The sequence below is a fragment of the Halomonas sp. SpR1 genome (assembly GCF_031010175.1).
In the GTDB taxonomy this organism is placed as follows: domain Bacteria; phylum Pseudomonadota; class Gammaproteobacteria; order Pseudomonadales; family Halomonadaceae; genus Vreelandella.
The window spans coordinates 16,821-40,020 of sequence record NZ_JAUAMB010000021.1 but is presented as its reverse complement, the minus strand read 5'-3'; the positions used below and the strand labels follow the sequence as shown (position 1 = coordinate 40,020).

General features: G+C 49.2%; 21 protein-coding genes and 1 riboswitch. Of the genes, 6 read left to right on the top strand and 15 right to left on the bottom strand.

Annotated elements, in window-relative coordinates:
• Positions 1-9 precede the first annotated feature (9 nt).
• The 8 genes from QT231_RS15080 to QT231_RS15045 all read right to left on the bottom strand — a co-directional run bounded on the left by QT231_RS15080 (position 10) and on the right by QT231_RS15045 (position 10,057).
• Complete coding sequence (locus QT231_RS15080; protein ID WP_308337671.1) at positions 10-2,034, bottom strand: UvrD-helicase domain-containing protein; 2,025 nt, start codon at positions 2,032-2,034, stop codon at positions 10-12.
• A complete protein-coding gene (locus QT231_RS15075; RefSeq protein WP_308337670.1) occupies positions 2,019-4,043 on the bottom strand; it encodes an ATP-dependent endonuclease in 2,025 nt (674 codons plus the stop codon). Before QT231_RS15075 ends, QT231_RS15080 begins: the two co-directional genes overlap by 16 nt.
• Positions 4,044-4,325: 282 nt before the next feature.
• The gene (locus QT231_RS15070) at positions 4,326-6,149 is read right to left on the bottom strand and encodes a hypothetical protein (protein WP_308337669.1); all 1,824 of its coding nucleotides are present in this window, start codon (positions 6,147-6,149) and stop codon (positions 4,326-4,328) included.
• 228 nt (positions 6,150-6,377) lie between these two features.
• Complete coding sequence (locus QT231_RS15065; protein WP_308337668.1) at positions 6,378-6,698, bottom strand: DUF427 domain-containing protein; 321 nt, start codon at positions 6,696-6,698, stop codon at positions 6,378-6,380.
• Between the two features lie 83 nt (positions 6,699-6,781).
• A complete protein-coding gene (locus QT231_RS15060; RefSeq protein WP_308337667.1) occupies positions 6,782-7,141 on the bottom strand; it encodes a hypothetical protein in 360 nt (119 codons plus the stop codon).
• A gap of 23 nt (positions 7,142-7,164) precedes the next feature.
• Complete coding sequence (locus QT231_RS15055; protein WP_308337666.1) at positions 7,165-8,214, bottom strand: DUF2235 domain-containing protein; 1,050 nt, start codon at positions 8,212-8,214, stop codon at positions 7,165-7,167.
• Positions 8,215-8,348: 134 nt separating this feature from the next.
• Entirely contained in the window at positions 8,349-9,194 is an 846-nt protein-coding gene (locus QT231_RS15050) for an SMP-30/gluconolactonase/LRE family protein (RefSeq protein ID WP_308337665.1), read from the bottom strand.
• Positions 9,191-10,057, bottom strand: coding sequence for an SDR family NAD(P)-dependent oxidoreductase (locus tag QT231_RS15045; RefSeq protein WP_308337664.1), 867 nt, complete (start codon positions 10,055-10,057; stop codon positions 9,191-9,193). The genes QT231_RS15050 and QT231_RS15045 overlap by 4 nt, the downstream gene beginning before the upstream one ends.
• A gap of 143 nt (positions 10,058-10,200) precedes the next feature.
• Between QT231_RS15045 and QT231_RS15040 the strand changes: the two genes are divergently transcribed.
• From QT231_RS15040 to QT231_RS15030, 3 genes are all read left to right on the top strand, one after another.
• A complete protein-coding gene (locus tag QT231_RS15040) occupies positions 10,201-11,091 on the top strand; it encodes a LysR family transcriptional regulator (RefSeq protein ID WP_308337663.1) in 891 nt (296 codons plus the stop codon).
• A gap of 147 nt (positions 11,092-11,238) precedes the next feature.
• Positions 11,239-12,207 carry an Rpn family recombination-promoting nuclease/putative transposase gene (locus tag QT231_RS15035; protein ID WP_308337662.1) on the top strand — a complete coding sequence of 323 codons (969 nt, stop codon included), beginning with the start codon at positions 11,239-11,241 and terminating at the stop codon, positions 12,205-12,207.
• A gap of 462 nt (positions 12,208-12,669) precedes the next feature.
• Positions 12,670-12,897 (top strand): hypothetical protein, encoded by a 228-nt coding sequence (locus QT231_RS15030; RefSeq protein WP_308337661.1) that lies wholly within the window; start codon positions 12,670-12,672, stop codon positions 12,895-12,897.
• Positions 12,898-12,909: 12 nt separating this feature from the next.
• Here the strand turns inward: QT231_RS15030 and mmuM are convergent, their stop codons facing one another.
• The 4 genes from mmuM to QT231_RS15010 form a co-directional block, all read right to left on the bottom strand.
• Positions 12,910-13,881, bottom strand: a complete 972-nt coding sequence (mmuM, locus tag QT231_RS15025) for a homocysteine S-methyltransferase (RefSeq protein WP_308337660.1) — start codon at positions 13,879-13,881, stop codon at positions 12,910-12,912.
• Positions 13,878-15,332 (bottom strand): amino acid permease, encoded by a 1,455-nt coding sequence (locus tag QT231_RS15020; protein ID WP_308337659.1) that lies wholly within the window; start codon positions 15,330-15,332, stop codon positions 13,878-13,880. Before QT231_RS15020 ends, mmuM begins: the two co-directional genes overlap by 4 nt.
• A gap of 250 nt (positions 15,333-15,582) precedes the next feature.
• Positions 15,583-16,185: a glutathione S-transferase N-terminal domain-containing protein gene (locus QT231_RS15015; protein WP_308337658.1), complete on the bottom strand. Its 603-nt coding sequence runs from the start codon at positions 16,183-16,185 to the stop codon at positions 15,583-15,585.
• 35 nt (positions 16,186-16,220) lie between these two features.
• Positions 16,221-17,435, bottom strand: a complete 1,215-nt coding sequence (locus tag QT231_RS15010) for a YbfB/YjiJ family MFS transporter (RefSeq protein WP_308337657.1) — start codon at positions 17,433-17,435, stop codon at positions 16,221-16,223.
• Positions 17,436-17,580: 145 nt separating this feature from the next.
• Here QT231_RS15010 and QT231_RS15005 point away from each other — a divergent pair, with 145 nt between their 5' ends.
• Positions 17,581-18,474, top strand: a complete 894-nt coding sequence (locus tag QT231_RS15005; RefSeq protein WP_308337656.1) for a LysR substrate-binding domain-containing protein — start codon at positions 17,581-17,583, stop codon at positions 18,472-18,474.
• Positions 18,475-18,505: 31 nt separating this feature from the next.
• Here QT231_RS15005 and QT231_RS15000 read toward each other — a convergent pair whose 3' ends face one another.
• The 3 genes from QT231_RS15000 to QT231_RS14990 form a co-directional block, all read right to left on the bottom strand.
• Positions 18,506-19,141, bottom strand: coding sequence for a LysE family translocator (locus tag QT231_RS15000; protein ID WP_308337655.1), 636 nt, complete (start codon positions 19,139-19,141; stop codon positions 18,506-18,508).
• Between the two features lie 114 nt (positions 19,142-19,255).
• Positions 19,256-19,405 carry a hypothetical protein gene (locus QT231_RS14995; RefSeq protein WP_308337654.1) on the bottom strand — a complete coding sequence of 50 codons (150 nt, stop codon included), beginning with the start codon at positions 19,403-19,405 and terminating at the stop codon, positions 19,256-19,258.
• Positions 19,386-20,621 carry an MFS transporter gene (locus QT231_RS14990; protein ID WP_308337653.1) on the bottom strand — a complete coding sequence of 412 codons (1,236 nt, stop codon included), beginning with the start codon at positions 20,619-20,621 and terminating at the stop codon, positions 19,386-19,388. Before QT231_RS14990 ends, QT231_RS14995 begins: the two co-directional genes overlap by 20 nt.
• A gap of 413 nt (positions 20,622-21,034) precedes the next feature.
• Positions 21,035-21,134, top strand: a riboswitch (purine riboswitch).
• Positions 21,135-21,444: 310 nt separating this feature from the next.
• Here QT231_RS14990 and QT231_RS14985 point away from each other — a divergent pair.
• Positions 21,445-22,059 (top strand): hypothetical protein, encoded by a 615-nt coding sequence (locus QT231_RS14985; protein WP_308337652.1) that lies wholly within the window; start codon positions 21,445-21,447, stop codon positions 22,057-22,059.
• An 11-nt stretch (positions 22,060-22,070) separates the two neighbouring features.
• Positions 22,071-23,063, top strand: coding sequence for an adenosine deaminase (locus tag QT231_RS14980; protein ID WP_308337651.1), 993 nt, complete (start codon positions 22,071-22,073; stop codon positions 23,061-23,063).
• Positions 23,064-23,200: the final 137 nt, after the last annotated feature.

Here is a 23,200-nt window from a genome sequence, read left to right as displayed (position 1 = left end):
GCCATTGTCCTAATCCACAACTACCTTTTCAAAATCCGGGAATGTTGCCAGTAGATGTTCTTCCTCATCACTGGTTACCACTTTAACAACAGTTAGATTCCTGATCGTTCGAGAACATGCCACATAAAATAGCTTCATGTTTGGAGGCGTGAAGACGCTACTAGCCTCAGTACTTTCAGCACTAAATTTAAACTTGTATTGAGACCAGAAATACTCATCAAGAACAACTAAAACGTTTTCAATACCAGACCCTTTAGTCTTGTGCATTGTGATATAATCACACTCTTCATTTAGGTAACTGTAATAGTTTATAACCTCATTAAAGGATATCGATTCAGAGAATAGCTCCTCGTAGAATCTCTCTCTGTTAAGGTTGGACTTGAACTCATTAAACACTTCTTCAGTCAGATCAGGATCTTCTTTTTCCATCTTAGATATGGTATTAATTCCTGAGTTGAATCTCTCTTTTAACTGTTGGTATGCCTCGTCTTTTTTTAATTCAGCCAAGAAAGAGTCCCTACGCTCAAAAAATGCAAGGTAACTGTCTGATCTCCTGATTATATTTTTCTCAAAAGCAACCTCAAGAGCTTTAATAACACTTAGGTCTTCTAGAGTGATCCTATCAAATGCAGCGACAATTTTTTCTTTGTCCTCAATCTTGTTAAGCACAAGCCCCGACTTCTTCAGTTCGGTCAATATGAAATTGTACCTCTTTTTTGTACCGCTATAGGCTTCACATAGCTCTGCTAGGTCAAGTACCTGAATGCTTGAAAGTACCCTTTCTATTTCGTCTTTGACTTCCGTATATCTATCAGAAAATACTTTATATAGTATGCCAAATCCAACCTTCCCTGCAATTGACTTGTTTGTAAGCATTAACTTCTTATGAGGGGATTCTTCACTATCAGCCAAGTCAATCAACTTGTCGACGAAATCAAGGTACGCCTGTTTTTCTTCAGAAGGGCTCCTAGTATGAGGTTTGTTATCACCCCAGATTGCATAAAGCAATCTAACCTGACCTTGTCTATCCTCCAAGATCTCCTTGGTGCCATCGTCTTTAATCTTGAATGCTAGTTCTTGCCTAAGAGCATCCTCTCTAAGAGCATTAACAAAGTTAATTACCTGCTCAGAACATCGAAAGTTATCTTCCTTTGGTATCTCGACAAGATCACCTGAATCAATATAGGCACGCACATCCCCAATACCATCTGAGTATATGCTTTGCATTGCATCCCCAAATAATCCTATTGTGGTCTTCATGTCTTCAGGGAGATGTTTTAAGAATACTTCAACCACGTCCTCATGTGTATCCTGGTATTCGTCAATCAGGATGAAGTCGTACTTATCACCCAAGATCTTTCCAAGTTTTGGATAACGTTGAAAGAGCAAGCTTGTGATCTTGAGTAGGCTATCATGCCCAAATGAAACATCATTGAATCTGTCAAAACGTGAATCATTGTACCTTATACTCCTATGATCCTTACCCTCAATGACCTGTCGAACTTCAGCATTCAATTCAGCTATATCTTCATTGAGTGTCTGATTGTTCTCCTCCGGTGCTTTATCATAAGCTCTTTTTCCAAGTTCTTTTGGTGAGGTTTCACCTTTGGCAATGTATTTTAACTTTGTATACTTCTTATAGGCCTTCTTGTAGTTGTCGTGATTAGCTTTCTTCAGCTCATTACCGGTTAACCCTGAACTCTCCTCAGTCTCAATTTCTAGCCCATCCACTGTAAATATCTCATGTATAACTTCGTGGATTGCTCTGGTGTAGTTCTTGATTAGTGAGTTAAGAAATGAATGTATGGTGGATATATTGTAACCTTCTCCTACACGATCTATGATTTCGTTTGCTGCAAGGTTGGTGTGGGTAATACACGCAATTTTCTTCTTAGGATAATCTTTGGATAGGAACTGTAGCGTTTCCTTTAGTGTTTCTGTCTTTCCACATCCTGCCCCTCCCTGCAAAACAAAACTTTTTTTGCTTGCTGTACACTCTTGAATTCTTTGCAGTGCGGTTACTTGGCTATCCACTTTAAGCCCTCCTTAATATACGAAGGGATATTCCACTTCAGGTTTTCTTTTGAGAGAGCAAGGTAGAGTAAAGATGAAGCAAAACTAGACTTCCCTTTACTATCAAGAATATTATCTACAAACTGATCAGGATCAAACTTGTACTCATCAAATTTTACCTTGTTTTTAAGTCCGTCGACATCGTTAAGGTTACTGCCTATTTTTTTCATGTTCACACTCACGAATGCCTCTTCGAAGCTCCTACCCTGATATCCATCTTCAACATTCTGATAGGCAATCTTGATCAATGACGATGGTTCATCATGGCTATGCTCTTTTAGTCTTCTCATCCATGCAGAGAAGCCTTCCTCATCAAAATTCGGTGAATTATAGTAATGCCGTAGGGTTGCATTGCTGGTATGTGTGCCAATCTTTGCAGGGCATGCCTTGTAAGTCTTCCTTCCCGTCTCACTCTCCTTGGTTGTATCTAGATCTGTAATGATAAGTGTCTTTATCTCAAGGAAATCGAGGAAGTGTTTGAATACTTTGGCATTTGCTCCAACTTCAAGGATTGATATGTTTTGAGACGTGAGCGCAGTATCCCCTTTATCTCCCAGGCCATCTTCGTCAAACTGATTGATGAAATATGGAAGAAGCATCTTTTCGGAAGTGCCTTCTATGAAGATTATCTTTTCTGCAAAGAAGAGTTCTGAGGACTCGATTGATAAGTATTGGTTTAGAAATTTGAAATGCTCCTTTTCCACCTTATCAATATCAGCATCCTTCTCATCAGAATACCTTGCTTGTAGCTCTATGTAGAAATTTCGTATTTCTACATTCTCTTCACCCTTTGGGATTTTAAAGTAACGAATATTCTTGAAGTTACATTTCTTGACGATATGAGCTGAATGCGTCGATATGAAAGTTTGAAGCCCCTTAATCCCATTTAGAATCTTGGAAATTTGCTCAATGAAAATATACTGTAGTTGTGGATGGGTGTGAGCTTCAGGCTCTTCAATAAACAGCAGGTTTATATCCCGTCCCTTCTCTTCAAAGTCAGACTTCTCAATCTCTATATTGAGAAGAAGGTAAAGTATGTTCATGTATCCTAAACCGTTCAGGTGTTCAGGAAGTTCAGCATCATCTTTGCCATAGGTGATTTTGGAATGGCTTGCCATGACTTCCTTTGACTGAAGATCAGACACAACGTTTAAGGCTGTAAGCGAAAGAAAGGATTTTGCGTTTTCAAGAAATGGTTCAAAAAAGGCTTTATAGTTGCCGCTTAGTTGAACATCAGCATCTATAATAGATGAATTAATATCGTAAAGGTCATCATGCGACATCTTGACTTTACTGTTATAGAACCTCGTTGTTAAGTGTGAAAGTATTCTTCTATCTTGAGGAGTTGCATCTGAACTTGTAACATTTCTGTTCGCTTGAATTATCTTCAGATTGATCAGATTATTTACATCGGACGCTTCTTTCTTGATTAAGTTTGAACGATGAGCAGCCTCAAAATCATTGTAGGTATCAAAGATGTAGTATCTTACTTGGATATAATCAGAAAGATTCTTTTTGATGAACTCCTCTTTTCTTTTATCAACAGCTTCTAGATCATTTAATAATTTTGATTTGTTGATCGTTGCTTCACATGCAATTTTCACTGTATTACATTTTGGATCAAGATCCACAATGAAATCAGAGAGATTCTGAAGGTTGTCGTCCCTGCCATATTCTATCTTAAGGGATAGTCTTATTGCTAATGAATAAACATCAGTCTCGTCACAAATCTCAAGAATGTCTTTACGCAGTCCCATAGGAAAGTCATCATAGCAAAAACTTCTGGATGTCAAAAAGTTCTCAAACAGAACAATGAAGGATGTCTTGCCCGAGTTATTCTTTCCAATCAATAGAGAGAGCTCGTTATTTGGCTCACCCTCTAAATCTAGCATTGTGTCTTTAAGTAACCTAAAATTCTGTATTCGCACCTTACTTATGTACATCTTTTTTCCTTTTAAAAAGAGGGACACCCTAATTCCCTACCCCAGATTCGTTCAGGAAACTAGCTGCTTTAAGAAATACATTCATCATGAAGTTTTCTTGTTATATTCAGCTATAGTAGGGCATCTCAAGTTAGGCTTCTGATTCCGCAAATCTGAGTTTAATCGTATTACGAAAATTTCCATGGCTGCTCTAGACTATTATGGCTAACGAACGCTTCAGCTGCCGGAACCTACTGGCGCCATTTATGCAGCTAAACGCAAAAAAGGTGACAGTGGCCGAAGGTCAGATTACACGTGCTTGTTAGTTTTTTACCTCAAGCAAATTATCTTAATTTCAGTGCCTTGCTCTTTGCAGGAAGAGATTAGTGATGAAATAAACCATAGTATTTGCACTACTTCATTACGCCTTTCTACTTGGCCTCCTGATTGCAGAGCTGTTAGATTATCTTCAAGCCTTAATTTTGAAATAAAGTTAACGACCAAGTAAACAATTTTTCTTAAATTAGGTTTACGTGTTTGTTGTTTATAAAACTCAAGACCGTCATCAATAGTACAACCTGCTGGTGATTTCCGAAGCCGCTGGATATTAGTACTTACACTCTGATTCTTCCCAACTTTTGCTATATACGTTCGACTCCATAATATTTTCTTTGCGTCGATTCTATGTTGGGGAGGCACAAGGTTACCTAAGTTTTTCTGTGCTTGTCCGACTACGTCCTGAAACTTCGATGCTGAGAGACCTTCAGCGCCAGACTTGGAATGATAGAATTCAATTATTCCATCAGACAGTGCAATATGGTCTGCCCATTCATTGCCGAGATCGTCCAAAAATAAATATGTAGAACTTATATCAATTACGCTCTCTACCTTGTTAAAGATCGAACAAGGACTAAAGCTAACGCTAGCCGTACTAAATTTTCCTTTTTCAGAGCTTACGCCACTTAACTCGTCACATGGCTCAAAAACAGTCATAAATGAACTGATATTTGACAATAGCTGAGTATTTTCAAAAAGTTTTTTTGAATTGTATGCTACTTCGGGATTATCGAACGTGATGACAAAGCAGTTATTTTTATTTATATATTCTTCTAAGGATTGAACTTCACCACTAGAGAATTCAAGATATATCGATCTAAAAGCATCCGACTTTATCTTTATAGACTTCTTTAATATCTTTATTTCAATTCTGACTAGATTAAAGAGATGTTTATTCTTGGAGGATATAGCAACATATTTATCTTTGTCTGCTTCAATATCAAGAACTTGATCGTATTTCGAAATATACCTTCCCAGCTCTAAATCAACATCTTTAACACCCACCTTTAAATATGATCGAACTAAGACCTCGTCATTAGACGCATCAACCAGAGAGTTAAGTTTCAACAGAAGTCCATTTGGCGTTAGAGATTTAATTCTATCTTCAAAGCTAATAGGAAGCGCAAAGCTGTCCATAAAACTGCTTGTTGCAGAAAAGTTTTCAATATCATCGCACACCTCTGCCATCCACTCTCTAAGCACTTGAATGCTCACCTTTCCACTGTGTCTATTAATTCTAGCCGTGCTTAGGGTTAAACTATACAGGTGACCTCTGGAAGTTATACGCATATTTTTCACTGCGTAGTTATTAGCTCCAAAAGTAGAATATGAATCCTCAAGGGCTCTAGCTTCTACGGATTTACTTCTTATAGCAGAATCAGACACATCAAGGTTATCGAGTGCCAATTTGTGGAAATTGGAGTCGCTATCGGCGTATAGCCTTGACAGTGTTGAGTAATCCACATCGTCAAGATATACATCAAGATCAGATGAAGATGATACGTTTTTTTTGCTTATGACTATGTAGTCTCTATATTCAAAAATAAGAACGTAGCAAAACTTTATCTCGTGTTCGCCTTCGATATAGTTTTTAAAGAAACTAGGTTTCGACTTTATCTTGAATACGCAAATTGATAGCTTTGAAGGGTGACCGTTTATGATAACTTCATCTCTAATATTTTGCAGCGTAACGCTTCTGGTCATCCTATCTTTTGACAAACCTATAAATATCTTAGATATAGCCGTGTTAGAGAGCCTTTTATTTGGCTTTATTCTATAGAAATATGCCCCTTCAGATATTTCCAACTCATTTATCACTACAACATCCTTTTAACTATTTTTTTTGTTTATCTCGAAACACAGCTCGATAAGCTAACAGATATTAGGTAGCACGCGCCTTTTCTTACTTGACCGCGCATGCCGTCATCCCATTAATGGAAATGAATTGAAAATAGGCTGTATAGCACAGATCATCGTGTGTGCGGCATAATACGAGTGAGCGCACACGCTGCCTTTGCCAGCATGTTCGCTGTGGGCAGAGAAGAGTCATTCGCGCACTTCTTCATAAAAAGCCACCCTACCCGCTAGAGGCTCCATACCCTCAATCGGCTCCTCATAACTACAAGCCATATCTCGACCTTCATCCATCGAAAAATACACTGTATGCCCTTTAAATGGGCAATAAGTGGTGGTTTCTGAAACGGTTCGTAAGTCCACCCGCACGTCTTCGCGTGGGAAGTAGTGGCGTGGCGGGTAGCCGTGTTCGCGGAGTTCAAGCGTATTGGTGGAGTCGGCTAACAGAATGCCATCAACCTGCACCTGTATGCGCTGCTTGCTTGGATGAAGCGTTATGCGGGTATTCTGCATCGTCAATTCCCTGCGGCGTTTTCGCTCTAATACTTCGAGACTAGCACTTCATTTAGATTAAGCCTACTTTGAATACTTAGTTTTTAGTCGATAGTGGCCACTTCGTGATCTAGGTCAGTCATCACTTCCATGCTACTGCTTATGGCACCTTGGTTAACGTGACACAGCACTAGACTAGACTGCGTGCTATTAGCTTTCACGGTTAGCTCCCCCGCTGCGTTCCAGCTACCGCTGTTGCCGCAGGTTTGCCAGCCGCCCGTGCTGGAAACGTGGTTAGCGAGCAGTACCGGCAGTTGGTGACGTTGGGCAATGGCGGCGAATAGCTCAGCATCTTTGGCGTAACCGCTTGGGGAGATCAGCGCGCTGGCTAGGTAAACGTCCGCTTGTTGGGCGGCGGCGTAAGAGGAGTGACTGGGGTGGGTGCTAACCTGAAGGCTGCCCATGCCAATCAAAAGTGCCCGCCCGCCTACTTATCCGGTGGGGAAAGGGGGACATCAGTCAAGGTACGTGGCCGGTACTCACACGTTGTATCGGCCCAGCGCTTCCATACACTCGCATCGACTGAAATATTCACCGCACGCTGCCCTGGCATTCCTTCTGAATATTGTCGGTAAAATCGGCCGTCAGTGGTATTTCCAAGGCGTTTGTATCTGGCGTAAAACCCCTTCAGAAAATCGGTAAACGAGTCTTTTGGTGCTGTCTTCCAGGCATCCTCAACAACATCAAAGGGTGCCACTTTTAGGCCTGCTTTTTGCGCCTTGGCTAACATCCAGCTCAGCGATAGATCGGCCAGTGTGTCGTCAGTGCCATAGCCGCCGCCTACATTGGCGTGGGCACCGATGAACCAACGCTGCTCGACGTTGCGGTTGCCCGTCTTCTGCTTGCCATCCTTGCTCGTCCAGAGCGATACGTTGTAGGTCGACCGGTGTTCGTCCAGCGCCACCGCTTGATAGGCATGGTCGACAATGCTGGAAAGCTCGGTATCGTGCCAGTCGTATTTGCTTTTGAACAGGTTGGTTCCGGGCACGCCCAGCGCGCCAACGGTATCCCACACACCAATGAAATGAATCCTGGGCTGGCGGCTGAAGCTCTCCTTGAACCCTGTGCACACCTCAGAATCGGGGTGCAAATCGCGGTTTCGATAAATACTTTCGGCCTTATCGAGCAACCCTGGCGTGACGACATGCACTAGCCCGCATTTACGAATCAGCCCCACCAGACTTCTGGCGGTGTAGGCACCGCGGCTGAACCCGAATATCCAGATCTCATCGCCTTCACTGTAACGCCTGGCCAGCCAGTCATAGCCTTCCCGAAGGTTTTTGCTCAGCCCATAACCGAAGGCTCCGCCGGTAAAGCGCTGAAACTTGGATGTCCCTACTCCGGGGTTGTAATAGAACCGTTGCCTGATACCGCCATCGTCATCATGGATCAGTCGGGTAATACGATAAACATTGGTTTGGTCTTCAGGGTCGTTCCACGTTCCATCAAATAGCAGGATCAGTTTTTGTTTTGTCATTGTGTTCCCCATGATGATGCGCACCTTTGAACAGTGCTCATGACCGCTAAATGAGAGGCAGACGATGCGCAATGCTCTCTAGGGCAACGCGTACCTGCGACCTTCACATTATTGAATGAAGGTTAGTCGACAATTCATCCCGTCACCTGCTGATAGTCAATTCGAAGCAGCGCCCCCGATGCGGGCGCGCTTGCTATCTCGCTTTTGGACAAACCCAGCCGTGCTGAAGTGACGAAGAGGTATTGGCCTGTCGCATCAAAGGCACAGCTCGTTGGGCGTGGAACGGGGAGCGCTATCGTACTGGCAGTATTCCCTTCTGGAGATATCCGCGCGATAGCAGCACCATCGAAGAGCACACTGAGTAAGAAGCCCTCTCGATCAACCGTCAGCCCATCAGGTTTACCTTTATCTGGGCTTATGCTGATCAAAGAACGTCGATTTCTAACCTCACCGGACAAGGAGTCGTGATCATAGGCGTAGATGACACCTTTGCGGGAGTCTGTGACGTAGAGCGTGCTCCTATCACGGCTCCAGTCGATGCCATTGATGAGCGTGAATCCCGAATCGACCGTGTGCCACGTGCCGTCAGGATCAAGCCGGTAGAGGTAGCCCGAGCCCTCGGTGAGCGCTTCGTTCATCAGGCCCACCCACAGGCGGCCGAACGGGTCGAGGCTGGCATCATTGAAGCGATACACTGCTTTATTATGCGGCGCGGTCGCTATTCGCTGCCTCTCACCTGACCGACTAACACTCTCAACATGGCAACCGCTGCCGATGATCCACTGGCCTGCCGGAGTCTCCGCGACAAAGCCTAATGGGCTGGGCATCACATAGGCATCATTTTTGCCTGTTATGGGGTCGAATAGATTGAGTGAGGCGCCCAGGGTATCTACCCATAACAGCCGATGGGTGGAAGCGCTCCATACCGGCGACTCTCCCAGCACGGCTTGGCTGGCAAAGGCCACGGCCACCCCGTTCATGAACGGGGCTCCACACTAGGAACAGCGATCCGCGGCCAGTTCGACGCTATCTCATCCGCTGTTGAGGCAGTGGCTGCACGCAGATCACGCGGATAGTCCACTCCCTCGGCCTCCATCGCCCTGGTGGCATGATACTGCCCGTTCGCGGCACGCAGTATCCAGCCACCTTCTGTGCATTGTGAAGAGGCAAGAAACGCCACGCCTGGCGCAACATCGGAGGGCCGTAGTTCGTCTGGCTCTCCCTCTACTCCCCACATGCGTGTCTTGGCAACGGGGGAAACCGCATTGACGATAATCCCCTGCTGTTGGCCTTCGGCAGCCAGTACATTCATGATTCCCACCACTGCCAGCTTGGCAGCGGCGTAGGAAGCCAGCCCGTTCTGAACATACTGTGGAAAGAGCGCCCGACAAGACGTGGTCATGACGATGCGGCCATAGCCCGCGCTTTTCATCGCAGGCCAAGCCGCCTGTGCCAGCCAAAGCGGGGCCTTGGCGGCGATGGCCATCATGTGATCGAAGGTGCTCTCCTCTATCGCGTCAATGTTGTCGTAGGCGACCCACCCTGCATTGTGAATCAGCGCATCCAATCGTCCGTTGCTGGCCAGAACAGTGCGTATGAGTGCATGGCAGCCTTCTCGCGTTCCAATATCTGCTGACACGGCCCTTGCATCCAAACCTTCCAACCGAAGCTGCTCGGCGGCTTGCTCCGCCACCCGTGGATCAGCTCCATCCCCCGCAGAATTGGCACCATTATCCTGAAGCAACACCGTTGCCCCCAAGCGTGCAACACACCGAGCATACGCTAAACCCAGCCCACGACCTGCTCCGGTAATTAGTACCACCTGCCCTTCAAAGTTCACCATTTCACACTCCAGTTTTTTAAGAACACGAGCAGAAAGTGTGAAATGGGCAAAGCAATATATAAAATACTAATAATATAGAGGCGCGATACATTTTTAATATCATTAAAGTATCAAGTAACTAGCGATATATCCAGAGTTGCAGCATGACACCAGACACCAAAGCTCGTATTACTTTGCGCGCCATGGAGCAGTTCGTTGCTGTGGCGGAAGAGTTACACTTTCACCGTGCTGCTGCGCGCTTGAATATGTCGCAGCCCCCGCTTACCAGTGCGATCCGCAAGCTGGAGGGCGATATCAATATCACTCTCATAGAACGCGGCAACCGTGTTCTTGGCTTGACCCCTGCGGGCAAGCGATTCCTTGAGGAAGCCTACGAAACCCTTCGACGAGCAGAACAAGCGGTCACCGCGACACAAGATGTCGCGGCAGGCAGATCAGGTTTAGTGCGCCTGGGCTATGTGGGAAGTTCGCTTTATGGGCGACTGCCCGATGTCATTCGTGAGTTTCGGACAAGCCATCCGGAGGTTCGTCTTGAGCTACGCGAGGCCACGACGGCTGCACAAATTGATGCGTTACGTGACGAAACACTGGATGTGGGCGTTTTGATCCCACCGCTTGCGAAGGCTGAAGATATCGAGCAAACACACTTCGATAGTGACCGCTTGTGCATGGCTATCCCGAAAGATCATCCTCTGTGTAGTCGGCCAACGCTTACGCTCGCCGACCTCTCTGAGGCACCGTTCATCCTCTGGCCGATGGTGGAAGGACGCGGTTTTCATCTGCAGGTTATCCGCCTTTGTGCCAATGCAGGCTTTGTACCCAGGGTGGAGCAAGAGGCATACGGGATGCATGCGGTGCTGTCTCTGGTCGCCGTCGAAGGCGGCGTCTCCGTTGTTCCCGAAAGCATGCGTGGCTTTCAGGCAGACCGAATCTGTTATCGTTCGTTACCGGGTTCGGAAGCTCACTTCGATCTCGTGTTGGGTTACCGCCATTTATCTCCTGCCGTTGAAGCCTTTATTCGTTCGACGGAGTAAAGCCATTCAATGGCATGCAACGTTAAGGTGAGCGGGTTAGGCGAAGGTTCGTGCCAATAGTTGCTTGTCTGCACACCGCTATTTATTCTCTTAGAAATGCTGTTTTTTGCGGTGCTATCCCGCTAACGCATTGAACAAGGAGCGCGCATGGTAGACACCTTCCACAATAACCACGATACCGGCTACAAGGAACTGTTTAGCTACCCAGAGTTTGTGCAGCAGTTGATTGAAGGCTTTGCGCCTGGTGAGATTGCTAAGCTGATGGATTTCTCCACGCTGAAGAGCCACAGCGGCAACTACATTACGCCGCTGTTTGAGGAGAAGATTGAGGATGTGGTGTGGTCGGTTGAAGTGACCTGGGAAGGCGTCACACAACGAGTGTTTCTCTACATACTGCTGGAGTTTCAATCCTCGGTGGATCGCACCATGCCTATTCGGCTGCTGCACTACGCCGCCTGTTTTTATAGCGAACTACTCAAGCAGAAAATCATCACGCCCGGCCAAGGCTTGCCGCCCGTGTTTCCGGTGGTACTTTACAACGGCTCGGAGCGCTGGACTGCACCGCTGGATATCTTCGAGATGATCACCCCTGAACCGCCCGACTTTCTGCAGATTTATCAGCCCCACCTGCGCTATTACCTAGTCGATGAAGGGCGCTATACTGATCAACAGCTAGGCTTGGTTCAGACACCGCTCAGTGGCGTGTTCAGCGTCGAAAACGCTGGGGAGAGCTGGGAAACCCTGCAGCGAGCCGTTGATCGTATTGTGGCCATTATCAAAACGGATCCGAACAAAGAGCGCATTGATAAGGTCATAACGCGCTGGATCAAGCGCCACCTGCAACGGCTTGAGGCAGAGGTGAATCTGGAGCAGCTCAACAGTTTGGTGGAGGATAAAGATATGTTGGCAGAAAACTTAGAAAATCTGGTGCAAAAAGAGCGCCAACAAGGGCGTCAGGAGGGTCGACAGGAAGCCGAGCTACGCGCTTTGGAGAGCAAGCGTGATACTGTTCGCCATTTGCTGGCGTTTGGTGTGCTTACCGATGAGCAGATTGCTGAGGCAACAGGGGTAACGATTGATGATATCGCTAAGCTGCGTCGCGAAGATAAACACTGAGAGCTAACGGCTCCCGAGGCGAGTCTCATCGTTAGCTGGGCGCCTAACGATTGGGCACTAGAACAGCCTCCCACGGGTGCTTGTAGCTTGCCGACTTCCTTACGCTTTCCGCGTTAATGAAGTGACAAGGCGTGAGCCCCTCGCTGATATCACCCACCTTTACTGGCAATGGCCACTGTCCTAAAACCTTGTTTTATTAACTTTTCTCACCACCGCATCGTATGGGGCCAGCACGTACTCCTGATAGGCCGTGCCATCCTAAGCAGGCCGAGTTTCCAGGATATCCGCTTCAACTAACCGACCCTGCAGCGAGCCGTTGATCGTATTGTGGCCATTATCAAAACGGATCCGAACAAATAGCGCATTGATAAGGTCATTACACGTTGGATCAAGCGTCACCTGCAACGGCTTGGGGCAGAGGTGAATCTGGAGCAGCTCAACAGTTTGGTGGAGGATAAAGATATGTTGGCAGAGAATTTAGAAAACCTGGTGCAAAAAGAGCGTCGGGCTGGTGAGCAACTGGGTATTGAAAAAGGGCGTCAAGAAGCCGAGAAGCGTGCTTTGGAAAGCAAGCGCAACGCGGCCCGTAAGCTGATCGCTCGCACCGAAATGGATGATCAGATGATCGCGGATATTGAAGAGCTGCCCGTCGAAGAGGTGGAAAAGTTACGGGCAGAGACTCAGCATTAAGGCCTAAATAAGTTATCGAGACCGCCGCCACTCAGCCAGCGCCTGAATATCCCCCGGTGTCGTCCGGCAGCAGCCGCCAATGCCTGACGCACCTGCTGCCAGCCATTGCTCAACCCCTTGCGCCAGCCCGGAAAGATCGGCAGCGGTGTGATCGCATTGGGCCGGGTGCCAGGTTTTAGTCACCGCGTCGTAGACTTCCCCCGAGTTGGGGTAAACCAACACCGGCAGATCGCACTCGCGGCGGATTTCCTCAATCAGCGATTCGATGTGGGCCAACGCCGTGCAGTTCACACCAATCGCCGCTACGCCTGGGCAGTTGGCCAGCGCTCTCGCACATTCCGCAATCGACGTGCCATCGCTGATATGTTGGCCATCCTTCGCCGAGAAGGTTATCCAGGCCTGGGCGCCTGGGTTTTCAGCCAACAAATCGGTGATCGCCAACGCTTCCTCCAATGAAGGCAAAGTTTCAGCGGCCAGTAGATCCGCCCCCGACGCCAGCAAGAGTTCAAAACGCTCGCGGTGAAATTCAACCAGCCCGGCGCGATCCAGGTCATAGCCGCCGCGGTATTCACTGCCATCCGCAAGATACGCGCCATAAGGGCCGACGGATGCGGCCACCAGTGGTTTGGGCCGGTCGGTCTGGCCGGGCTGCCAGACCGCATCCCGCGCTTGCTGGGCCAGCGTGACCGATAACTGAATCAGCTCCCACGCCTCTTCTGCCGTCATCCCCGCCTGCATAAAACCGGGCACCGTAGCTTGATAGCTGGCGGTAATCGCACAGTCGGCCCCGGCTTCAAAGTAGGCCTGATGCACCTGACGAATCTTCTCTGGGGCCTGGGCCAGCAAGCGCGCCGACCAGAGGGCGTTATTGAGGTCACAGCCGAGCGCTTCCAGCTCGGTGGCCAGGGCACCGTCGATAACCATAAAGGGCACGTCGGCCAACAGCGCTTTGATCGGATTCAGCTCATTCATTGGGGCACTCATACGGTCTTTTCCTCAATGGCGTTGGGCGAATATTCAGAACGTTGGGGGACCGAACGGTGGCGCACATAGTGCACCAGGTAGCACAGGCCAATGAAAGGCACACCGAAATAGAGCGCCACGCGTTGATGCGGGTCGAAGGCAATGCCAATGCACGCGGCCAGGCAGGCTGCAAACGCAATAATCGGCACCCAGGGATAGAACGGCGTGCGATAGACCAGATCCTGCAGCCGCCCTCCGTCACGCAGGTATTGGCGCCGGAAGTTGAACTGGCTAAGCGCAATCGCCATCCAGACCACCACCACAGCCAGGCCGGAAATCGAGACCAGCACCAGGTAGACGGTTTCAGGGGCATACACACTGGAGAACAGAGCGCCCAGGCCGCCGACCATGCTAAGTAACAGGGCGTTCATCGGGATACCACGCTTGTTGAGGCGGCCAAGCGACTTGGGCAAGGTGCCCTGGTCAGCGAGCGTCCACAGCATGCGCGACGAAGCGTAAAGCCCAGAATTGGCCGCCGACAGCAGCGCGGTAATGATGACAAAGTTCATGACATCGGCTGCGCCCGGTACCCCAAGGCGTTGGAATACGGCCACAAAGGGGCTTTGACTGAGCCCGGCCTGATCCTGAGGTAACAGCGCTGCAATCACGACGATGGTGCCGACAAAAAACAGGATCAACCGCCACAGTGTCGCGCGAATCGCCTTGGGCACATTGCGAGCTGGGTCTACCGTCTCTCCGGCGGCGATTCCGATCAGCTCGGTGCCCGAAAAGGCAAACATCACTGCCAGTAAGGCGGTACCAATGGCCAGCAGGTTGGGCGGCATGGCGCCCTCTCCCCATAGGGCCGATAGCCCCGGTGAGGCGACCTCGGTGCCCGTGGCATCATGCAGCGGTACCCAGCCAATAATCGCCACGGCGCCCACCAGCACAAACACCACCACTGCGATCACTTTGATCAGTGAGAGCCAGAACTCAGACTCGGCAAAGAAGCGCGAGGTAAACGCATTAACGCCAAAGACAATCGCCGCAAACATGCCGCTCCAGTACCAGCCGGGGATGTCGGGAAACCAGCGCCCCATAAAGACCGCCGCCGCAGTAAATTCCGAACCTAGCGCCACCGTCCAGATAAGCCAGTACATCCAGGCCACCATATAACCGGTGCCGGGGCCGATATAGCGGCTGGCATGGGCGCTGAAGGCACCTGAATTCGGCATATGCACCGCCAGCTCGCCCAGGCACATCATCACCAGCCAGGCAACAATGCCACCTACCAGATAGGCCAACACCGCGCCAATAGGCCCGGCTTGCTGCACGGTATAACCGGAACTCAAAAATAGCCCGGTGCCAATCACGCCCCCTAAAGAGAGCATCACCAAATGGCGCGTCTGCATACTGCGCTTGAAGTGCGCACGCTCTTGAGAAGGGTTTTGATCGCTTGCTGGCTCACTCATGGTGACATCCCCATCTGTGGCCTAACAAGGGAGAAGACACCCAGCGGCCCGGCTCAGAAAGGGCGCCATTTTAGTGCATACTTAACTTAACAAAAAGCATAAAAGAAAGATTTAATATTCTTATTTTGCATATGTAAATTTAGCGTGGGTGATAAGGGACGAAACCAATGCATGATCATCGACTGCTTGGCAATCACTCAATCGTAACCATTTTCAAACCAACCCAAGTCCCCCCTTTCTTAAGTCTCGACTAACAGAATGCCGTCTGCTGAAAGCTCTCGCGCGCAGTAACGCCAGCATGCCATGCCTGAAGCTGTGGGTAGTCTTCTTTCCAGCTGACTTCTGGCTGCCTGAAGGCGAGGTAATCAAGCGCCACCGCAATGGCGATTTCTCCCAGGTTAATGGTTGAGGTCTGCTGTTTTTCACCAAGCTCACCGTCCAACTGTTTTAACAGCCGCTGAATCGCCCGAGAACGCCTCTGCCCCAGCTCGCTGTCATCTATCTCGTTGCCGTAATGCTTTCGGGCAATCACGGTGTTGAACGCGGCATCCATCAGGTTTTGGCCCAACCCTGCCAGATGCAACACCGCACCCAAACGGTCTTGGGAAATCATTGGCTTGTTAGGGCTTACGCCATCCAGGTAAACGGCAATCAGCAGTGACTCGCTTAGCGTGGTGCCCTCCTCCGTTATCAGCGCGGGAATACGCCCTGCGGGGTTGGCTTTCAATAAATCGGCATCGTCTGCCCAGGGGTCGCACCACTTCAACGTGACGGCGTCTGCTAAGCCTTTTTCCAGTAACACAATTCGCGCCAGGCGCGCATAGGGTGATGTGGCGTTCAGGTAGAGTTCCATTATTGCCTCCCTGGGTGTGATGTAGATTGCTGGGTTTAATGCAAAGTAGAAAGGTGCGCGTGGCGCTGCTGTACGCCACGGCTAAGCAGCACCAACAAAAAGCCTGCCGCTAGCATAAAGCCGCTGATGGCAAATAGCGGCGCATAGGTACCCCAGGTACCATAAAGCGCGGACATGGCATAACCCGCCACTGCCTGGGCAGCAGCAAAAGCAGCGGTTGCCTGCCCCCATAGCTTCTTGTGTGCGGCCGGGCCTACTAATTCGGCAAGACGGCCAGAAGTCAACGCGACTATACCGGGGATCATTGCTCCCACCATGAAAGAGGATATCGATTGGCTGAGCAGCGCTAGCGAAAATACCGGCAGCGATACAGCGGCAGCCTTCGCCACAAAGGCGATCGCTAAGCCACGATGCCAACCCACTCGATGCGCCAAGGCACCCACCATTAGCGGCCCACATACGGCGCCCAAACCGAAGATGCCCCACTGTAGGGAAGCAGCGTGATTCCCCAGGGCGTTTTCCCTGGCGAGATAGTCCACCCAGAACACGGTATGGGGCACAAAGCCAACCGCGTCCAGGGCATAAGCGCTTATCACCAGCCATACCACTAGCTTTATACCCATATATCCCTTCTGGCTATTGGCCGATGGGCTAGCACCTGAAGTTAGTGCTAAGGGCGTCACGCGTTGTAAAAAAGCGTCGCTTAAAAGGCCCGCAGCAATGCAGAGCAACCCCAGCGTGCTCCAGGTGACCATTAGGCTTAACTCCAGAAGCACAGGAACGATGAAGGCCGAAAGCAGCGCGCCGAGGCCAATCCCGGTAAACACCATAGCACCCACACTGGCTCGCCTTTCAGGCGGAGTAGCCGCCAGCGCCAGCGATGGGCCAACCACCATTAAAATGGCCCCAGCAATGCCGGAGACTAATCGCCAAAAGAAGAACCAGGCAAAACTGCCCGCGCCAGCGCAGAGCATAAAACTGAGGGCGATAGCCGCAAAACTTGCGCCAATTACCCAGCGGGAAGAAAAGCGCTCACTCAAGGCGTGGGCGGAGAGCGCGCCGATAAAGTAACCCAGTAGGTTGGCAGCCCCCAGGTAGGCGCCTTGGCTGGCGGTGAACCATCCCTCTTGAATAATCGCAGGCAGTAGCGGCGTGTAGGCAAAGCGCGCAATACCAATGCCCGCCAAGGTCGCCATTATCCCGGTGATTAGGGCGGGTAGGTCTTGGGTAGTGAGTGTTCGATTCATCATGCTGTGTCCTTTTCGTGCCGCCATTAGGGCAAGGTGGGCAGCGCGTTGTTACACAGCCAGACTACGCGTGAGAAACTATTTCTAGAAACGATTAGTTTTGATCGTTACTATCTTTTTTTGAGATAGCCTGACAGGGAGACGGCGCGTGCAATTGAAATCACTGCGACTATTCATGGCCGTCGCCGAAACAGGCAGCTTCGTGACGGCGGCTAATCAGCTGCACACGGTGCAATCCAACGTGACGGCTCACATCAAAAAACTTGAGGATGAGCTAGGCGTGCAGCTTATTCAGCGTGCGGGCCGCGTTCGCCCTACGAGCGCTGGTTTGGCATTGGTGGAGTACGCTGAGCGCATGCTGACGGCCCACGATGAAGCGGTATCGCTATTCAGGGGTCAGGAGAAGGCGTGTGGCCGCCTGCGTATTGGCGCCATGGAGACCACCACAGCTGTGCGCCTTCCGCCGATACTGGCGGCGTACCACGCAGCACAGCCTGACGTTGATATCCAGATCAAAACCGGGCCAACGGCCGAACTGGTCGAGTTGTTGCTGGACGGACAGGTGGACTGCGTCTTTGTGGCCGGGCGGCTTGAGCATAGCCGCTATCACTTGCTCAAGGCTTTCAGCGAGCAGCTTGTGCTGGTGGGTTCAACGCCGATGACGACGATGCCCTCTTCTCAGGAGCTGCTGACCTCGGCCTTCCTGGCGTTTCGCCAAGGATGTAGCTACCGCCAACGTATCGAGCTGTTGCTGGCCTCCCACGGCGTGAATGCTGGCCGGATTTTTGAGTTCGGCTCACTGGACGCGATGCTAGGCTGCGTCGCTGCAGGAATGGGCTACACGGTACTGCCCCGTGGGACAGTCGAAGCCCACCAACACCGGTTCGGGATTCATACCCTGGAACTGCCCGCGTCCATCGCCAATGTCGATACTTACTTTGCCGCCTTCGAACCCGAGACATGGACACCCGCTCTGGCAAGCTTCGCTGAAACCTTGCGTGAGGCGGTGGCTATAGATGAGCCTCAGCTCACTGCATCTTGAATGAGGTAGCTGGCTGACCTCTGAGGCTTTATCAGCTTCTCTCCGCCCGACCAAGCAACAAGACAGATAAACCCGCGGCGATAAACGTAATGCCAGCACCAATGTTCAAACCAAAAATAGCGCGCGGGTGGCTTTCTAGCCATCTCGCAAATAAGGATGAAAAGGTACCTAACACTGTAAAAACCGCGAATGCTAGCAACGCAAACCATGTGCCTAGCAAGAACGTTTGTAGCTCGACTGCTCCATGCAGGGGAGATACAAACTGAGGAACAAAGGCCAAAACAAACAGCGCTGGCTTAGGATTGAGTACATTGGTTAAAAAGCCGGTGAGAAACACTGCCCGATGGGACAAGTGGCTCTGAGACGTGAAAGCAATCAACTCTCTTGAGCGCAAGGCTTTGATCCCTAGCCAAATCAAATATCCAGCCCCAGCGAATTTAACCACACTAAACGCTACTGCCGAGGTTTGAATGAGAACCGCCAAACCCAGGAAAGCGACTAAAACATGCACCATCAGGCCAAGACCAGCCCCGGCACTAGAGATACAAGCCGCTAGACGACCCTGACTAAGCCCTCGACTAACGGCAAGAATATTGTCAGGCCCCGGCACAAGAATGATTAAAATGCATGCGACGGTATACGTCATCAAGGTTTCGATAGGTACCATGCTATCTCCTATGAAGCTAATGCTTGGTTTTTAATGCTTGGTTGTAGCAGGCCTCAAAATCGCTGTCTCGGAATGCTCGTATCGTCATTTTGGCTAACCATCAGATTCAAATGCTTAAGGCACATAATGTTGACGCCACCAAACAGCCAACCCGTCACTTGGTAACTCAAGCCCTAACTCTTTCTCAAGCTTCCCGAACTGATTAATCAAACTGGAACGCCAATCGACAATAGTACCGAACACGTCAAACACGATGGCTTTCATTAACGTCTCCTTGCCGTTGGAGGGTCATTAATAATCCCAGCAGTGTCATGGCAATCAGCAGGCTCCAACCGAGCATAAAGCTGCCCGTTACATCCAGCATCCAGCCAAGCAGTGGCGGTACCGATACGATTGCCAGTTGGTTAATCGCCATGGCCAGGCCCAGCACAAAACCAGTTTTATTGGCGGGTGCCGACTCTGCCACATAAGCCACCCAAGGGCCGTACCAGCCGAAACCAAAAAAACCTAGCCAGGCCATCAAGCAGCCCAGCATGAACGTCGAGTTTAGCGGTAGCCAAACCAATACCAGCAGCCCGACGATCACCGCCACCATGCACACCATTACCGGGAAATAGCGCGACCGACAGCGATCGCTCCAGGCCGCCAGCAAAATACGCCCGGCAACCCCAGCCCCCTGGGCCACAAATAGCAACGTCGCGGCCTGCAGTACCTCTATCTGCAAACGGCTGTGCAGATAGAGCACGGTAAAAATCAAAATGCCGTACTGAACCGAGATCAAACTTATACCGGACGCCATAATCTGCTTCATAGCCGGTTCGTGAATCATCGCCAGTCGCGACAAGACGACGTTTGTTAGGCTGCCTTCAGAGGCTCTTGCGACAGGTACCACACCAGCAGGTGCACGGTAAAAAAGCATAAAGACCAACGCGCCAAAAATCGCTATCAGTCCACCCACTAGAAAAGAGGCGCGCCACCCCCAGGTAATCGCGACGGTTGGCAGGATGATCGCCGCCAGCGCCCCGCCCAGCGGCAAGCCCGCCTGACGAATACCCATGGCAAAACCGCGCTGGGATTTATCAAACCAAGCGGCTACCGATTTACTACCGCCGGGTTGGGCGGTGCTGTAGCCCGCCCCTACGATAACCAAAAACAGCAGCATGGCCCAGTAGCTATCAGCCAGAACGGCAGCGCACAGCGCGATACCGACTACGAGAGTGCCTCCCCCCACCACCAAACGCTCACTGAACCTGTCCAGCAACTCCCCGGCAACCAACAGCCCGATCAAAGGCACCAGTTGAGCCGCCGAGACCAGCGCCCCAATCTGAAATGCAGAGAGCCCCATATCTGCTTGTATATAAACGCTTAAGGCGCCAATACCTTGAACGAAGAAACACGCCGCTGCTTGGGCAAGGGTGGCTATCAGCAGAATGATCCAGCGGTAGGTTTGCACAGAAGCCATCGGCAGCATCGTCGTCATAGGGAGACTCTGTAAATTGGACCTTTCCCTAGCATTAGCCATTTATGGATGTCACGCCACGACGATATCGCAACGCCTGTTGCCAAATCAGCAAGCACCGCGAATTTTCTTGCTAGGTTGCACTACAGGCTAAAAAAAGACGAAAACATTGCCAACGCTGCAACTCTGGGCGCTGATTATGCTTGGCAGCGTAATAGGTGATTTCCCCATGAGCCCCCTTCTTCAGAGGGCTATGCCATCAGTCAATGCTGAAAAGTTAAATATTCAAGTCAGTGCCAATTATTGTAATTCACCATCCAGATTAACTACTTAAGGCCTTGAAAATATGGGAATTTAACTCCAAGAAGAGATGATTTTTTTCGCTTCTAAAGTCAGCCAAAAAAAATCTTGCAAAATAAAAAAAGTCGTTGTAGCCTAAAAACACGTAAGTTTTTCGTATAACCCCGACAATATGGGTCGGGGGTGTCTACCAGGAACCGTAAACTCCTGATTACGAAAGTGCTGTCAGGCATTTTCTAGTCAGGTTTTTTTTGTGCGGGATTAAGGATTAACTTAATCTTTTTGTTCTTCGCAAACGACCAACTACCGCTGACAGCCTACTCTGTACACTAGAGAGGAGGCATCATGCTATATACAACATATTTTTCAGCCCTATCAAACTCTATTTTAATAGCGTTTTCCAACCTATATCTGCTTATTTTTATAGCGCCCTTAACCAATGCACTGAAATACCATAGTACAGCAGAATTTTATCTGCCCTTCAGACAACAGAAACCTGTCCTATTTTTTTAATTTAATTGGCTTATGCATACACTTTAGCACAATGCTTAATAAAAAAATCGACAGTTTTTCTGAAACAATTACTCTCTTGTCAATTAAAAAAGATAGAGATTATTTAATGCTATATATTATAACCTATAAATCCATCAAATTTTTCCCAGGATCTCCCTCTCCCTCCATGATAGATATTGAGGATATTGCGCATGCCTTATCTTTAACTAACAGGTTTTCTGGACATTCAAAATTCCCACTCTCTGTCGCCCGCCATAGCATTAATTGCTCATTGATGGCATCTCCTGAAAGGCAGATGGAAGCGCTTCTTCATGATGCAACTGAAGCTTATATTTCAGACATTTCAAGGCCTACAAAAAAATTACTGGCGGAATATGTACAGCTGGAGGCCAATATATATAGAAACGCCATCGCTCCCGCTTTCAACCTTCCCCCGGTGTTAAGCAAAGAGGTTTTAGAAATCGATGACAGGATGTTAATTACAGAGAGCATGGCTTTGCTCAATGATTATAGCTGGGTAAAAAAACTGAATGGAGATCCTTATCCCTTTTCTTCCGATATGATTTCTGAAAGAGGTTGGAGAGAAGATGAAAGTGATTTTTTGAAACGCTATGAAGAAATAAAAAATGCAACTTTTTTATATTAAAAGGAGGGACTATGCATAATTTTCTACAGCAACTACCTAAAGTGGAACTGCATTTACACATTGAAGGATCACTTGAGCCAGAGTTAATGTTTACTTTGGCACAACGCAATGGCATTAAGCTCCCCTATAGCACGGTACAAGAAGCGAAAGATGCTTACCAATTTAGTAATCTTCAGGGGTTTTTAAACCTCTACTTTCAAGGTATGAGTGTGCTTCGTAACGAAGACGACTTTTACGACCTAGCAATGGATTACTTTAAGCGGGCACGGGGGGAAGGAGTTGTGCATATCGATATGCACTTCGATCCTCAGGCGCACCTTCAGCGCGGCTTACCGTTAGAAGAGGTCATGAGCGGGCTTTTAAGAGCCAAGCAGGAAGCTGAGGAAACCCTCGACCTTTCCATCGGCATGATCATGGCTTTTCTGCGCGACCGTCCTGCAGATGAAGCGCTACATGTGCTGGAGCAGGCTGCACCGTACTGGAAAATGATAGACGCCGTTGGCCTTGATAGCGCAGAAATTGATAATCCACCGATAAAGTTTGTAGATGTTTATCAGCGCGCTAAGGAATTGGGATTTATGCGCGTGGCACATGCTGGTGAGGAAGGGTCTGCAAGCTACATACAAGAGGCACTAGATCAATTGGAAGTAACAAGGATTGACCATGGCGTGCGCTGCTTGGAAAACACCGCGTTAGTTGAGCGCTTGTGTCGAGAACAAGTTGTGTTGACAGTTTGCCCGCTTTCCAATGTCAGTCTTAACGTGGTCGAGAACCTGCGCGATCACCCATTGCCTCAGCTTTTGGCAGAAGGGCTCAAGGTCACAATTAGTTCTGATGATCCGGCGTATTTTGGCGGCGGAATGCTAGCTAATCATTTTGCCTGTGCTGAGGCTTTTGGTTGGGGCGAAGCGGTATTTCGTCAGCTCACACGTAATGCGATTGAAGAAGCGTTTGTTACTGAAGAACGCCGCATTGACCTACTGGCCCGCTTAGACGCTCTTTAATAACGCCCTGGCTGGCCACCAAAGGCCAGACGGGTGCTATAGGGCTGATTATAGTAGTTCCCATAAACGTTTTTTGAACAGCCCCCGGTTGTGCTGCAAAGATTCGTCGAAAGAAGGCATAACGCTTTACCAGGGTT